At 31.1% G+C, this 15080-nt stretch carries 12 protein-coding genes; 10 read left to right on the top strand and 2 right to left on the bottom strand.

What is annotated here, in order from left to right; genetic code table 11:
- Positions 1-36 precede the first annotated feature (36 nt).
- A complete protein-coding gene (locus tag ACW9UN_RS08005; protein WP_459485573.1) occupies positions 37-633 on the top strand; it encodes a hypothetical protein in 597 nt (198 codons plus the stop codon).
- Between the two features lie 101 nt (positions 634-734).
- Positions 735-1280: a hypothetical protein gene (locus ACW9UN_RS08000; RefSeq protein WP_459485571.1), complete on the top strand. Its 546-nt coding sequence runs from the start codon at positions 735-737 to the stop codon at positions 1278-1280.
- Positions 1281-1307: 27 nt separating this feature from the next.
- Here the strand turns inward: ACW9UN_RS08000 and ACW9UN_RS07995 are convergent, their stop codons facing one another.
- Together ACW9UN_RS07995 and ACW9UN_RS07990 are read right to left on the bottom strand one after the other, a co-directional pair.
- Entirely contained in the window at positions 1308-1745 is a 438-nt protein-coding gene (locus ACW9UN_RS07995) for a thioredoxin family protein (protein ID WP_459485723.1), read from the bottom strand.
- Positions 1746-1782: 37 nt separating this feature from the next.
- Positions 1783-4134, bottom strand: coding sequence for a TonB-dependent receptor (locus ACW9UN_RS07990; protein WP_459485568.1), 2352 nt, complete (start codon positions 4132-4134; stop codon positions 1783-1785).
- Positions 4135-4234: 100 nt separating this feature from the next.
- Here ACW9UN_RS07990 and ACW9UN_RS07985 point away from each other — a divergent pair, with 100 nt between their 5' ends.
- From ACW9UN_RS07985 to ACW9UN_RS07950, 8 genes are all read left to right on the top strand, one after another.
- The gene (locus ACW9UN_RS07985) at positions 4235-4891 is read left to right on the top strand and encodes a metal-dependent transcriptional regulator (protein ID WP_459485567.1); all 657 of its coding nucleotides are present in this window, start codon (positions 4235-4237) and stop codon (positions 4889-4891) included.
- The gene (locus ACW9UN_RS07980; protein ID WP_459485565.1) at positions 4888-5724 is read left to right on the top strand and encodes a ZIP family metal transporter; all 837 of its coding nucleotides are present in this window, start codon (positions 4888-4890) and stop codon (positions 5722-5724) included. Before ACW9UN_RS07985 ends, ACW9UN_RS07980 begins: the two co-directional genes overlap by 4 nt.
- A 134-nt stretch (positions 5725-5858) precedes the next feature.
- The gene (locus ACW9UN_RS07975) at positions 5859-8984 is read left to right on the top strand and encodes a UvrD-helicase domain-containing protein (RefSeq protein ID WP_459485563.1); all 3126 of its coding nucleotides are present in this window, start codon (positions 5859-5861) and stop codon (positions 8982-8984) included.
- Positions 8985-9032: 48 nt separating this feature from the next.
- Positions 9033-10226, top strand: a complete 1194-nt coding sequence (gene kbl / locus ACW9UN_RS07970) for a glycine C-acetyltransferase (protein ID WP_459485560.1) — start codon at positions 9033-9035, stop codon at positions 10224-10226.
- Positions 10227-10341: 115 nt separating this feature from the next.
- A complete protein-coding gene (locus ACW9UN_RS07965; protein WP_459485559.1) occupies positions 10342-11685 on the top strand; it encodes an OmpA family protein in 1344 nt (447 codons plus the stop codon).
- A gap of 152 nt (positions 11686-11837) precedes the next feature.
- Complete coding sequence (atpD, locus tag ACW9UN_RS07960) at positions 11838-13346, top strand: F0F1 ATP synthase subunit beta (RefSeq protein WP_459485557.1); 1509 nt, start codon at positions 11838-11840, stop codon at positions 13344-13346.
- 65 nt (positions 13347-13411) lie between these two features.
- Complete coding sequence (locus tag ACW9UN_RS07955) at positions 13412-13702, top strand: FoF1 ATP synthase subunit delta/epsilon (protein WP_459485555.1); 291 nt, start codon at positions 13412-13414, stop codon at positions 13700-13702.
- 300 nt (positions 13703-14002) lie between these two features.
- Positions 14003-14641: a hypothetical protein gene (locus ACW9UN_RS07950; protein WP_459485553.1), complete on the top strand. Its 639-nt coding sequence runs from the start codon at positions 14003-14005 to the stop codon at positions 14639-14641.
- The last annotated feature ends 439 nt before the right edge of the window (positions 14642-15080 follow it).

Genomic DNA, 15080 nt, shown 5'->3' with positions numbered 1-15080 from the left:
TATATTTGTTTTTAAAAGCTGTTAAATTAAGACATTATGGAAAAGAAAGATAAAAAAAAATACATACAGGTTAAAAAAACACACTTATTTACTTTACTACTTTTTTTAGCCCTATCTATTCAAAGTCAAGATAGAATAAATAAGTGGGCTATTGGCTTAGGTGCAGGAGGTTTACTGTATTCTGAAAAAGATTTAGAAAAAATTGGTTATCGGTTTTCAGAGCAATTTCCAAGATTGAATATTGCAAGGTATATGTTTAAAAATGTAACAATTGCTGGTTCATTTTCGCAATCTATTCAAGAACAAAAAAAATACGTAACTTTTGATGGTGAAATACGATACGATTTTGGTACTTCAGAAAATTTATTAAATGTATACGCTGTAGTGGGAGGTAGTTTAATTGATACTCGTTTTACGCTACCACTTGTTAATTTTGGTGTTGGTGGATCGCTTTGGGTTTTTGAAAATTTTGGTTTACAGGGGCAGTTGTTATATAAGTACAATAACTCAGGTTTTCAAAGTCAGGCTTCTCATATTTTTGCTAGTGGAGGGATTGTATATCGTTTTTCGTTGGGTAATAAATATCAATCAAGAAAAAAATCGCGAACTCGATTATGGGATATGAAACATTAGTATGAAAAAATAAATCTTTTAATAAAAATAATATTTCTGATATAAATTAGTTTAGTAATTAATTACATTTGTATTAAATTGTATTGTAGAATTCTATGATTATGAATAAATCTAATTCAATTAAATTTTGCGTTTTTTTTATACTGTTTAATGTTTTAATTACAAGCGCACAAGATTTTACGGAAAAATGGGGAATTGGGCTAAACTCAGCTTCAGTTTTATATTCTGCCGAAGATGGTGCTACTGTTGGTGGTAGATATATTGCTACTGTACCAGGCATTAGTATAAGTAGGTATTTAGGAAATAAAATGACGATTTCTGTAATGTTTTCTAACTCTATTAATGATACACAGCAATACTTTTCTTCTGATTTTAATTTAAGCTATGATATTTTTAATCCGGATTCTTTTTTAAGGCCGTATCTTTTAGGAGGTGTAGGTGTAGTAAATCTTTTAGATACTGGCTTAACAGTAAATGCGGGTGGAGGAGGAACACTTTGGGTGGCTAAAAATATAGGTTTGAATGCACAATTAATGTATAAAATCAGTACGATAGGAGGAGAATTACAGAAGTCTCATATTTTTGGTTCTGCAGGTATTGTGTATAGTTTTAGCCCTTCTAGAAATAAAAGACTTTGGGAAAAATAGTAGCTAGTTTACAATTATTGTAAAAATCTATTTTAATATAAATGCCATTTTTTGGGGTGATAAGTATTCAAAAAATCGTTTTTTTACTTTAAAATTTTCATCTAAAACTATGTTTACAGGCAAACTAAATGGCCTGTTTTTTCTTGATGCCAACAAAAGCGATATTTGATGATTTGGTCTTCTACTGATTTTAATTTCCTTATTAACGTACGTTTTCCCTCCAAATAAAATGGTGTCTTTTGATTCAGCATTCATTTTTATGGCATAATATTCAGAATTTAAAATATCAATTACTTCGTTATTTTTAAAAGTAACTCTATCCATTTTTTTGCAATATGTGCACCAATCTGCGTAAAAAGAAATGAATACTTTTTTAGGTTTTCGACTTAATGAATCATCAAGTTGCTCAAAAGTTATCCAATTAATTTCTTTTTTCTGCGCAATGATTTTAGTTGATGTGATCATCATCATACAAAAACAAATAAAAGAAATCATTTTCATGTTAATGCAATTTACCAAACTTTACACCGATAAAAAAGGTTCTTGGAGTTCCTGGACCATACACGTAATCAGAATCTCTTGTTGGGCCTGAGTCGAAATCATCTTGATAGTTATTGAATATGTTTTTAACCCCAACTGAAAATGTAGTCATAAAGTTTTCACTAAAATCGAAATGAGATTCTAGTTTTACATTTACATCAAAAAAAGAATCTACGTTATTGAGTTGTAAAAAACCCGAGTCACTAATCACTTTAGGAACTAGCATAGATCCTGTATAAGTTCCTGTAACATCTAGATTAAACTTTTCGTTAGGAATCCAAGCTGTATTAAAATATCCATAAAAATTGGGATTTCTTACAAATTCATCAACAATAATATCTGTTTCATTAGCTGTAGAACCATCAGCTTCAAAAATAACTTGAGGTGTATCATAGGCTGTTTTTTGTAAAGTTCCACCCAATTGAAACTGCCATTTCTGATTAGGAGATACCCCAAACTCAAAGTTAGATCCATAAACTTTTGCACCAGATCCATTTCTAACTTCTTCTAAAATAGAGTCATTAGGCAAAACAGCTCCAGTGCTTACCAAGGTAAATGGGTCTTTTAAATTGGTGTAAAAAGCTTCTACTAAAAAATCTAATTGTAAAAGATTGATGTTTTTAGAAAAGTTGAATGAACCAGTAAAAGCGTTAGAATATTCTGTTTTTAAATTATCAGAAAGTAGCACAAAACTAGGTTCACCTCCAACACTAGAAATGTGTAAATCTTCGTTAAAAGCCTGTGAGGCTCTAAAACCTCTGGCATAACCACCTCTAAATTTTAATGCGTCTGTAAACTGATAAGAAATAGTTAATCTTGGTGAAAAGGCATTTTGATTGCCATTAACAGTTCTTTGCATTCCTGCAACTGTATACTTGCCATCAACAGTAACATTATCAAATCTAGCTCCAATTAAGGTAGTAAATTTTTCTGTAGGTTTCCATTCATACTGGGCATACAAACCAAAAGAATTTACAGTTTGGTCTATGAGCCTATTGTAGCCTAAAATTTCATCTTTTGTATTGGTGTGATTGTATTCAGAACCAATAGTTAAAACATCTTTATTTTTAAAAGATTTAGTGAACTGCAAACCATTTATCCAAGCCAAATCGTTAGTGGTTCCAAACGCATTGTTAGCAGTAATACTATCCTGTCTGGTTCTTGCGCCTCCTAACCCTCCATAATAACTATCTCTATCTGTATGAGAAACAGAGGTGTAAATGTTAATTTTTTTTGAATCATCTTTGCTGTACGTCTCATATTCTAAACCACCTATAAAGGTATCGTGATTTAATTCTTCTGTGATATCTGTAAACTGAGGTGCTAGGTATAATTTATTTCCCCCTCTTCTATATTCTTGAATTGATGCCAAATTTAAAGATATCTTACTTCTTTCTGTTGGTTTTAGAAATGCATTTGCACCTATAGTTGTGTTTTTTAAGGCCACCAATTCAGTAAAGCCATCTTCATTAGCGTCAAAGGCAGCTCTATTTCTGTAATTTCCAAAAAATGAAATTCCACTACTTAAATCATCAGTAACTAAAGAATTGTTAAAAGTTAAGTTTCTATCAGGTGTTTTACCATCAATTAAAGCTAAGTTGGTGCCAATTTGCCAAGAATTTAAAATGGGTTCTTTGGTAATTACATTTACAGTGCCTGCTATGGCACTAGAACCATACAACGCAGAGCCACCACTTCTAACAACCTCTATTTTTTCTATGATATTTGTTGGAATTTGTTCTAAGCCATAAACCCCAATTAAAGAGGTAAAAACAGGCCTGCTATTTAGTAAAATTTGTGTGTATCCACCACTTAAACCGTTTAAACGTACTTGGGTAAAACCACAATTTTGACAATTGGTTTCTACACGAATTCCAGGAGCAAAATTTAAACCATCTGCCATAGATTGCGACTGTGTTGCCTGTAATAATCGTGGTTTTATAGTAGATACCACAACAGGTGTTTTTCTCTTTTCAATTCGATTTCTTGTAGCGGTTACAACCACTTCTTCTAAGCCTAATTGATCTTGAATCAATTCAAAATTTAACGTTTTACTTTCATTTTTAGATATCGTAATCTCCTTATTTATTTTTCTATATCCTTGATAACTTACAGCAATAATAACTTTTCCTGATACATTATCAAGTTTATAAAAGCCGTTGATATCTGATGAAGTTCCGTTATTATCTCCTTTTACATACACAAAGGCAAAAGGGATTACCTTACCTGTATTAGAAGTTATTTTACCAGATACAGTTTGCCCTATAATGCAAAAAGGGATCCATAAAACACTAAGAAAAATTAGTTGTCTCATAATTTAAATTTTTACAAATATAAAATATATTTTAGATAAGACTAAAAATATATTTTGATATAAATAAAAATACTATATTTGTTTTTAGAAAAAACAACTTATGTTTACCCTATCTGAAGAAAATTATTTAAAGACAATTTATCATTTAGAGTTAGATTCTGATAAAGGCATTAGTACAAATGCAATTGCAGAACAACTAAAAACTAAAGCCTCTTCTGTAACAGATATGATTAAAAAGTTATCTGAAAAAAAAGTTGTGGTTTATAAAAAGTATAAAGGGGTAAAATTAACAGAGTTGGGTAAAAAAACAGCAGCAAATATTGTTCGTAAGCATAGGTTGTGGGAAGTTTTTTTAGTTGAAAAGTTGAATTTTTCTTGGGATGAAGTTCATGACGTTGCAGAACAATTAGAACATATTAAATCTCCTAAATTAATAAATCAATTAGATGCATTGTTAGGGTTTCCTACTCATGATCCGCATGGAGACCCAATTCCTGATAAAGCAGGTAACTTAAAAACAATAGAAAAAAGTTTATTATCTACATTAAAAAAGCAAGAAAGTGGCATTTGTGTTGGAGTAGATGATTCTTCGTCAGATTTTTTACAATTTTTAGACAAAAAAGGCATTACATTAGGTGAAAAAATAACCGTTCTAGAAAAAGAAGATTTTGACGACTCCTTGTACATAAAGGTTAGAGAAGAAAGACTGTCAATATCAAAGAAAATAGCAAACAATTTATACATAAAAAAATTATGAATTCTTTTGATCAATTAGTTGCTTTTGGCAAAGAGCACCCTATTCAAGCTGCTTTATATGCATCATTATTTACCTGGGGATTAACGGCTCTTGGAGCAGCGCTAGTATTCTTTTTTAAGAAAATGAACAGAGCTGTTTTAGACGGTATGTTGGGATTTACAGGTGGAGTTATGGTAGCTGCAAGTTTTTGGAGTTTATTAGCGCCTGCAATTGACAATAGTCCAGGTGAAGGTTTTGTAAAAGTTTTGCCTTCAGCAGTTGGTTTTGCTATGGGCGCTTTGGCATTATTTGGTATGGATAAATGGCTGCCACACTTGCATATTAATTTTAAAGAAAGCGAAAAAGAAGGTGTTAAAACAGATTGGCACAGAACTACCTTATTGGTTTTAGCAATTACATTGCACAATATACCTGAAGGCTTGGCAGTAGGAGTGCTTTTTGGAGCGGCCTCAACTTTAGTAGGTGTTGAGCAAACAGAGATGATTATCGCAGCGATTTCTTTAGCAATTGGTATCGGAATTCAGAATTTCCCAGAAGGTTTTGCTGTAGCAATGCCTTTAAGACGTCAAGGTGTAAGCCGATTAAAAAGTTTTTGGTTTGGTCAATTGTCTGCAATTGTAGAGCCAGTTGCAGCAGTGTTAGGAGCATTAGCTGTTTCTTTTTTTACGCCAATTTTACCTTATGCTTTAGCATTTGCAGCAGGCGCAATGATTTTTGTTGTTGTAGAAGAGGTAATACCTGAAACGCAACTAGATAAATACACAGATATTGCTACATTAGGTTTTATAGGTGGCTTTATTGTAATGATGTCTTTAGATGTTGGTTTAGGTTAATCTCATCCCAGCCTTCCCAAAGGGAAGGAACTCCAACCTTAATTTTAGTTTTATCAGTGAAAATCTGTGAAATCTGTGTCATAATTTTAAGTTTATTTATGTAGATTCGTGCTACTCGTGTTTAAAAAGAAATTGTGCAACAACCATCAACATTTCAAGTTTATAATGCTTCTGCAGGAAGTGGAAAAACCTTTACGTTAGTTAAAGAATATCTTAAAGTTCTTTTAAGATCAGAAGATATTTACACTTTTCAAAAAGTGCTGGCAATTACCTTTACCAATAAAGCAGCTGGCGAAATGAAAGAACGTGTTTTATCTAACTTAGAAGATTTTTCTGAGGGTGTAGAAAATGATCTTTTTAAAATTATTATTCAAGAAATTACTGTTGATAAACCTACAATTAAAACTAGAAGTAAAAAAATTCTGGATGTAATTCTGCAAAATTATGCTGCTTTTGCAATTACAACAATAGATAGTTTTACGCACAAAATTATCAAGAATTTTGCGTACGATTTAGGTTTATCGCTCAATTTTGAAGTAGAAATGGACGCAGATTCTTTACTAAATGAAGCTGTTGATGTGTTAATTTCTAAAATAGGTACAGAAAAAAAACTAACCAATGTTTTAATTGAATACTCTTTAGATAAAACAGATGATGATAAATCTTGGGATATCTCTAGAGATTTAAATGAATTTGCTAAAATTTTACTAAAAGAAGATGATGTAAAACATTTTAGAAAACTAGCAAATAAGCAGTTAAATGATTTTATCAATTTAAAAGCAGAACTTTTTACTCATCAAAAAGAATTGCAAAAATCATTTCAACAAATTGGGCAAAACTGTTGCAGTTTAATTGCTGAAAATAATTTAGTAACGAAAGATTTTATGCGAGGCTCCATTCCGAAGTTCTTTAATGATATCAGCCAAAAAGGGTTCAATTTTAGTTTTGTTACGCGAAGTGCAACCATAGAAAAAGCAATTGACAATCATCAATATTACTCAAAGTCAACCGCAGTTGCTATAGCTGAAACCATAGAAGGTATAGTACCTGAAATTATTGCATTTTATCAACAGGCAAAAGAAATTTATGGTCAGTTTGTGTTAAATAAACTAGCTTTAAAAAGTATTATTCCTCTAGCGGTTTTAAATAATATCAATCAAGAGTTAGAAAGCATAAAAGAAGAGAATAATATCAGATTAAATGCAGAGTTTAATCAACTAATTTCAGACAATATAAAACATCAGCCAGCACCATTTATTTATGAGCGAATTGGGCAGCGTTTTCAACATTATTTTATTGATGAAATGCAAGATACATCTGTATTACAATGGCAAAATTTAATTCCGTTAATAGACAATGCTTTAGCACAAGAAAACAGTAATTTGTTATTGGTGGGCGATGGTAAACAGGCCATTTACAGATGGCGTGGAGGAAAAGCAGAGCAGTTTATTAATTTGGGTACAGCTAATGAGAATCCGTTTTTTGTAGAAAAGAAAATAGAAACTTTAGAAACCAATTTTAGGAGCTATTCCGAAGTCATTAATTTTAATAATTTGTTTTTTCAACATACAGCCAATTTTCTACAAAATGAATCGTACAAGAAGTTATTTATAGAGGGCAATCAGCAATTAAAAAACAGTAAAAAAGGGGGGTATGTTGCCTTAGATTTTTTACCAAAGGAAGAAGATAAAGAAAATGAGTCAATAAAATATCCTAAAAAAGTTTTAGAAAAAATCAATGAATTGAAAGATGATTTTTCTTTGAATGAAATTTGCGTGTTGACGAGAACAAAAAAAGACGGAATAGCAATTGCGAATTATTTATCAGAAAACGGCTTAGCTATTGTTTCTTCAGAAACTTTGTTGTTACAAAATAGTAGTAAAATCAATTTTATAATTGATGTTTTACAGATCATTCAAAATCCATCTGATGAAGAAACCCGTTTTGAAGTGCTATATTTTTTACATCAGCATTTAAAAATTGTTGAATCTAAACATCAGTTTTGTAATCAATTGGTAAAATTTGATACTATTTCGCTATTTGTTCAACTTCAAAAATATGGAGTTAATTTTGATGTTTTAAACTTTCATCAGCTACCATTTTACGAAAAAATTGAAGCAATTATTAGAGCTTTTCTGTTGGTAAACTCTTCCGATGCTTATGTTCAGTTTTTTTTAGACGTTGTTTTAGAGCAACAAAGAAAAGGAACCAGTGTTTTAGATTTTTTAGAATTTTGGGAACGCAAAAAAGGAAAACTAAGCATTGTTGCTTCTGAAACTGCCAATGCTGTACAAATAATGACTATTCATAAATCTAAAGGCTTAGAGTTTCCTGTGGTTATTTTTCCAGGTGATGTAGATATTTATCGTCAAATTAACCCAAAAGTTTGGTTAGACAAGTTGCCAAGATATTTTAACAATTTCGAAGAACTTTTGGTCTCTTATAATAAAGATTTAAGTTTGGTAAATAGCAGAGGTTTAGAGATATACAATCAGCAAAGAGAAGAGCTAGAGTTAGATAACTTTAACTTATTGTATGTTGCCTTAACCAGAGCTGTAGAGCAATTACATATCATAACTGAGTATAAAATATCTGCTAAAGGAGAGGAAAATACAAATTATTATTCAGGAGTTTTGATCAACTACTTGAAAAAAAATAATCTTTGGAGCGATGAGGTTTTAGCATATGAATTTGGAGCAAAAAATAGAATCAGTTGTAAAGAAAATAAAGAGTCTTTTACAGAAATTCAACAAGATTTTATTTCTACACCTTGGCAAGATCATAATCTGGTTTTATTAGCAAGTTCATCAAAATTATGGAATACAGAACAAGGAAAAGCTATAGATTATGGGAATCTATTACATGAAATTTTTGCAAAAATTTACACAAAGAACGATGTTGATAGCGTACTTTTTCAGTATCATCAACAAGGAGTTTTAAATGATAAACAATTATCCGATTTTACCAAAACGATAAAGGAGGTTATAAATCATCCAAAAATCGCAAATTATTTTTCTACAGATGTTATTATTTATAATGAAAGAGAGGTTGTAGACGTGGATAATCAAGTCATCATTCCAGATCGATTGGTTTTTGATGATGGTAAAGTTGTTATTATCGATTATAAAACAGGTCATCCATCAAAAGAACATCATCAGCAGCTCTTAAAATACCAGCATGTATTGCAATCCATGGATTTTAAGGTAGATAAAAAAATGCTTATTTATATGAATGATCAAATTGAACTTGTTGAAGTTTAATCAGTAAAAAGAAACTTTGTAACTTTGTTTTTTTTAAATCGATAAAAAATGTACGGTAAAATTAAAGATACTCTAAAAAAAGAACTTAAAGAAATACAAGAAGCAGGTTTATACAAATCAGAAAGAATCATAACATCTTCTCAAGACGCTGTGATTAAAATTTCAACAGGAGAAGAGGTTATTAATTTTTGTGCCAACAATTATTTGGGGTTATCCAATCATCCAGAGGTAATTCAAGCAGCTAAAGACGCTATGGATACACACGGATTTGGAATGTCTTCAGTTCGTTTTATTTGCGGTACACAAGATATTCACAAACAGTTAGAAGAAAAAATTGCAGATTTTTACCAGACAGAAGATACCATTTTATATGCTGCTTGTTTTGATGCAAATGGTGGTGTTTTTGAGCCATTGCTAACAAAAGAAGATGCAATTATTTCAGATAGTTTAAATCATGCTTCTATTATAGATGGTGTTCGTTTATGCAAAGCAGCGCGTTATCGATATCTTAATAATGATATGCAATCTTTAGAAAATCAGTTAATTGAGGCTAATAAACAAAACCATCGTTTTAAAATTATCGTTACAGACGGTGTTTTTTCTATGGATGGAATTGTAGCAAAACTTGATGAAATTTGTGACTTAGCCGATAAATATGATGCATTAGTAATGGTTGATGAATGCCACGCAACTGGTTTTATAGGAAAAACAGGAAGAGGAACTGTAGAATTAAAAAATGTAATGGATAGAGTAGATATTGTTACAGGAACTTTAGGAAAAGCACTTGGTGGAGCAATGGGCGGTTATACAACAGGTAAAAAAGAAATTATAGAAATTTTACGTCAACGTTCAAGACCTTACCTATTTTCAAATTCATTAGCACCTGCAATTGTGGGTGCCTCTTTAAAAGTTTTTGATTTAATTGCAGATAATACATCTTTAAGAGATCAATTAGAGTGGAATACCAATTATTTTAGGGCAGAGATGCAGAAAGCCGGTTTTGATTTAACAGGTGCTGATGCTGCAATTGTACCAGTAATGCTCTATGATGCTAAGTTATCTCAAATTATGGCAAATAAATTACTAGAAGAAGGCATTTACGTTATAGGATTCTTTTTTCCTGTAGTTCCAAAAGATAAAGCAAGGATAAGAGTTCAATTATCCGCAGCGCATACAAAAGAGCATTTAGATAAATCTATAGCAGCTTTTATTAAAGTTGGCAAAGAGTTGAATGTTATTTAAAATTTGTAAAAACTTGCTGTTTTGCTAATATTTTGTAGATTTGTCTTTGTTAATTAGTTTTAACAACTTACTTTTGTGAGTAATAATAAAGAACTTTTAATTTAAAAATTTGATAATGAAACGATTAAAATTAGCTGTGATAGCTTTGTTTGCGTTGTTTACTGTAAACAATGTTAGTGCACAAGATGAAAACAATCCTTGGGCTGTGGGCTTTGGTGTAAATGTTGTAGATTTTTATAATCCTTCTAATACTTTTGTGGATAAAGCTTTAGATCACTTAGGAAGTGAAGAGTGGAATTTTTTACCTTCTATATCTCGTATTACCGCAGAAAGATATTTAGAAAAAGGTTTTTCATTGCAATTAGCTGGATCTTTAAATAAAATTACCTACTTATATGAAGAGGATGATTCTGATTTCTTATACTATGCTATAGGTTTAAATGTGAAATATGATTTAAATAAATTATTCGGAGAAACGGGTTGGTTTGATCCTTTTGTGTATTTAGGAGGAGAATATGTTTCAGCTGATTCTAAAGGTGCGGGTATGTTAGGTACCGGTTTTGGGTTCAATACATGGTTTAACGATAATTTAGGATTAAGTTTCCAGCATGGTTCAAAATATGGTTTTTCAGATGAAGTAGAAAACCATATACAAACTTCTTTAGGTTTATTAATTCAATTTGGAGGAACGGATACTGATGGTGATGGTGTGTACGATAAAAATGATGCATGTCCCGAAGTTGCAGGTTTAGAAGAATTTAATGGTTGTCCAGATGCTGATGGTGATGGAATTAAAGATTCAGATGATGCATGTCCAAATACACCTGGTTTAGCAGCAATGAATGGTTGTCCAGATGCTGATGGTGATGGGGTTGCAGATAAAGATGATATGTGTCCAAATGAAGTGGGTACAAAAGCAAATAAAGGTTGTCCAGATGCTGATGGTGATGGAGTTGTAGACAAAGACGATAAATGTCCTTCTGTAGCAGGCCCAGCAGCGAATAATGGATGTCCTTGGCCAGATACTGATGGTGATGGCGTTTTAGATAAAGACGATAAATGCCCTAACGAAGCAGGTGTAGCGTCTAACTCAGGATGTGCTGAGTTTAAAAAAGTTAAAGAAGGTACTTTTGAAACACCGATTTTATTTAATTTTGGTAAAGCAACTTTCAAAGCAGGTGTAACTCAACAATTAGATGGTATGATTGGTGTAATGAACGAGTTTGTAGACTCTGAGTTTGATATCAATGGTCATACAGATAGCACTGGAACAAAAGCTTATAATATGCTTTTATCAGACAAGAGAGCAAATGCTGTAAAAGACTATTTAGTTAAAAACGGAGTAAAATCTTCAAGATTAACTGCAAAAGGTTTTGGAGAATCACAGCCAATAGCTTCAAACAGCACTGCAGCTGGTAGAGCAAAAAATAGAAGAGTAGAAGTTAAAGCAAATAACTAAATTCTAATATTTTAAATAAAAAAGTCCTATCATTACGATGGGACTTTTTTATTTAAAATAACTTTTTAGTTCCGTTCAAAAAAAGTAAATTTGCACATTCTTAAAAGAATAAAAAATTCTATCAACAAATAATAATTTAATTAGATACAAAAATGTCTACAACAACAGGTAAAGTTTCTCAAATCATTGGGCCAGTTATTGACGTTGAATTCAATACTGAAAATGAGCTTCCTAAGATTTACGATTCATTAGAAATTACAAAAGCAGATGGTTCTATTTTAGTTTTAGAAGTTCAACAACACATTGGTGAAGATACTGTTAGAACAATTTCTATGGATGCTACTGATGGTTTACAGAGAGGCGCAGAAGTTATAGCTACTGGTAGCCCAATTCAAATGCCAATTGGTAACGATATATACGGACGCCTATTTAACGTAACAGGAGACGCCATAGATGGTTTAGGTAATTTAAAAAAGGCAAATGAAAACGGTTTGCCTATTCATAGAGCTGCGCCTAAGTTTGAAGATTTATCTGTATCAACAGAAGTTTTATTTACTGGTATTAAAGTAATCGACTTAATTGAACCTTACGCAAAAGGTGGTAAAATTGGATTATTTGGTGGTGCAGGTGTAGGTAAAACTGTACTTATTCAAGAGTTAATTAACAATATTGCAAAAGGACATGGTGGTTTATCTGTTTTTGCAGGTGTTGGAGAAAGAACTCGTGAAGGAAACGATTTACTTAGAGAGATGTTAGAATCTGGAATTATCAAATATGGTGATGATTTTATGCATTCTATGGAAGAAGGAGGATGGGATTTATCTAAAGTTGATAAAGCTGGAATGAAAGATTCTAAGGCTACTTTCGTATTTGGTCAAATGAATGAGCCACCTGGAGCACGTGCAAGAGTTGCTTTGTCTGGTTTAACTATTGCAGAATACTTTAGAGATGGAGCAGGAGAAGCACAGGGTAAAGATGTACTTTTCTTTGTAGACAACATCTTTAGATTTACACAAGCAGGTTCTGAGGTATCTGCATTATTAGGTCGTATGCCATCAGCAGTAGGTTATCAACCAACATTAGCAACAGAAATGGGTGCAATGCAAGAGCGTATTACATCTACTAAAAAAGGTTCTATTACATCTGTACAAGCTGTTTATGTACCTGCAGATGATTTAACAGATCCAGCACCAGCAACTACTTTTGCGCACTTAGATGCAACTACAGTATTGTCTCGTAAAATTGCAGAGTTAGGTATTTATCCTGCAGTAGATCCTTTAGATTCTACTTCAAGAATTTTAACTGCTGAAATTTTAGGTGATGAGCACTATGATTGTGCACAAAGAGTAAAAGAAATCTTACAACGTTATAAAGAATTACAAGATATTATCGCAATTTTAGGTATGGAAGAATTATCTGAAGAAGATAAATTAGTAGTTCATAGAGCAAGACGTGTACAACGTTTCTTATCTCAACCTTTCCATGTAGCTGAACAATTTACAGGTATTCCTGGAGTTTTAGTTGATATTAAAGACACCATTAAAGGATTTAATATGATTATGGACGGTGAGTTAGATAAATATCCAGAAGCAGCATTTAACTTAAGAGGATCAATTCAAGATGCAATTGATGCTGGTGAAAAAATGTTAGCTGAAGCATAAACAAAGTTTTGAGTTTTGTGTTATGAGTAAGTAACCAAAAACTAAAAATTAAAAACTAAAAGAAAATGTTTTTAGAAATTGTTACACCAGAAGCTATTTTATTTTCATCAGAGGTTGATTCGTTAACAGTACCTGGTGTAAATGGTGAGTTTCAAATGTTGAATAATCATGCGCCTGTGGTATCTGTTTTAAAAGAAGGTGAGATACACATACACATTCATAAACAGCAAATAGAATTAGATGACTTAAATGGTAAACTAGTTCCGCACGCCAACGATGACAAAGTTTTAACTTTACAAATTAGTTCTGGAACTTTAGAATTAAATGATAACAAAGCAATTATTTTAGCAGACTAAATTAATTGTACATCAATAAATAGAAAGACTCAAAATAAATTTATTTTGAGTCTTTTTTTTACTTAATTTCAATTTACAGAATAAAAAAACATCTTTACTTATAAAGATGTTTTTTTGAGCAATTTTCCCTATCGAGATATTTCTTTCTTCTTGTATCAAAGGTCTAATTTTTTATTCGATGGTACAGCAATATAAACCCCTAAATAAATAGGGGAAAAACCCTCTTTTTGATTTAGACTTAAGTTATAATTATATTTAAATTGTACATTAGTATTTATAAACATATAATTTTTTAAAAAAATGAAATCTCAACTAACTAAATTATTTTATTTTTTCGCGTTATCAATTTTTATTTTGTCTTGTAAAACGGAATCAAGTCAACCAGAAATTAAACCAAGTGATACTGAAAAGGTAGATGAATCGTGTTACCCAAATAGCAAAAAACCATCTCAGATTATTACTTATGAAGAAATGGATGATATGTTGACCACATTTTATAATGGACCCAAAAAAGAATTGGACAAGTATTTAAAAAAAGTTAGCGGTGGAAAACGTTCAGTATCTACAGTATACAATTGGTATAATATAGATGATTTAAAGCAGTATATTGCTTATATAGAAAGAATATCTAAAGAAAAAGATATTCCACTTACTGGGTTTAGAATTTATCCATCTACGTATCCTAAAAACTATAAAGATAAAGAATTAAGAAACGTACAAACTTTAATTTTTACACCAACAACAAAAGTGGGTGACAAAAATGATGTAGCATTTGAACCATTATATTCTGAAAAGGGTAAACCTGCAGAAATACAACAATTCTTGAATAAAGTAAGAGCAAAAAAAGTAAACACAGCAGGAATACTTAACTTAAATATGCAGGATGGTTTAGAAAGTTCTTCTGCAAATAGATTGAATCCAACTCCACCTCCTTATTAATGGTATGGATTTATTTCAAGCTTCATTGATCTATTTAGAATTTACAAGTCTACTTTTAACCCTATTCTTTTTTAATAGTTTTAAGAGTAAACAGTATTATTTTTTTATTTCTTACTTAATATTCGCAGTTCTAGCTGATTTTTTAGGTGGTCTAATTAATGAAGGAAGTGATGCTTATTTATATAATATCTATACATTTTTTGAGTATGGTTCAGTAGCTTTAATATATTATTATGCTACAAACACAAAACTGGCTAAAAAAGTAATTGTTTATACTTCAATCTTTTTTTATATAGTTTATGCCTTTAGTTTTGTGTTTACTGAACTCCAAAATTATACAGTAATACTTCTACACTTTTGTGTGGTACCATTTTTCTTTTTTTATTTCCAAGAGTTACTTAACTCCAAAAAAATTATGAATTATAAAAAACAGCTATTT

It is taken from the genome of Polaribacter litoreus (genome assembly GCF_054584775.1).
This window is presented reverse-complemented; position numbering and strand designations above follow the sequence as displayed.

Coding starts and splice junctions, on each gene's coding strand:
- ACW9UN_RS07950 (WP_459485553.1), top strand. CDS start 14,003: ATGAAATCTCAACTAACTAAATTATTTTATTTTTTCGCGTTATCAATT.
- ACW9UN_RS08005 (WP_459485573.1), top strand. CDS start 37: ATGGAAAAGAAAGATAAAAAAAAATACATACAGGTTAAAAAAACACAC.
- atpD (WP_459485557.1), top strand. CDS start 11,838: ATGTCTACAACAACAGGTAAAGTTTCTCAAATCATTGGGCCAGTTATT.
- ACW9UN_RS08000 (WP_459485571.1), top strand. CDS start 735: ATGAATAAATCTAATTCAATTAAATTTTGCGTTTTTTTTATACTGTTT.
- ACW9UN_RS07965 (WP_459485559.1), top strand. CDS start 10,342: ATGAAACGATTAAAATTAGCTGTGATAGCTTTGTTTGCGTTGTTTACT.
- ACW9UN_RS07955 (WP_459485555.1), top strand. CDS start 13,412: ATGTTTTTAGAAATTGTTACACCAGAAGCTATTTTATTTTCATCAGAG.
- ACW9UN_RS07985 (WP_459485567.1), top strand. CDS start 4,235: ATGTTTACCCTATCTGAAGAAAATTATTTAAAGACAATTTATCATTTA.
- kbl (WP_459485560.1), top strand. CDS start 9,033: ATGTACGGTAAAATTAAAGATACTCTAAAAAAAGAACTTAAAGAAATA.
- ACW9UN_RS07990 (WP_459485568.1), bottom strand. CDS start 4,134: ATGAGACAACTAATTTTTCTTAGTGTTTTATGGATCCCTTTTTGCATT.
- ACW9UN_RS07980 (WP_459485565.1), top strand. CDS start 4,888: ATGAATTCTTTTGATCAATTAGTTGCTTTTGGCAAAGAGCACCCTATT.
- ACW9UN_RS07995 (WP_459485723.1), bottom strand. CDS start 1,745: ATGATCACATCAACTAAAATCATTGCGCAGAAAAAAGAAATTAATTGG.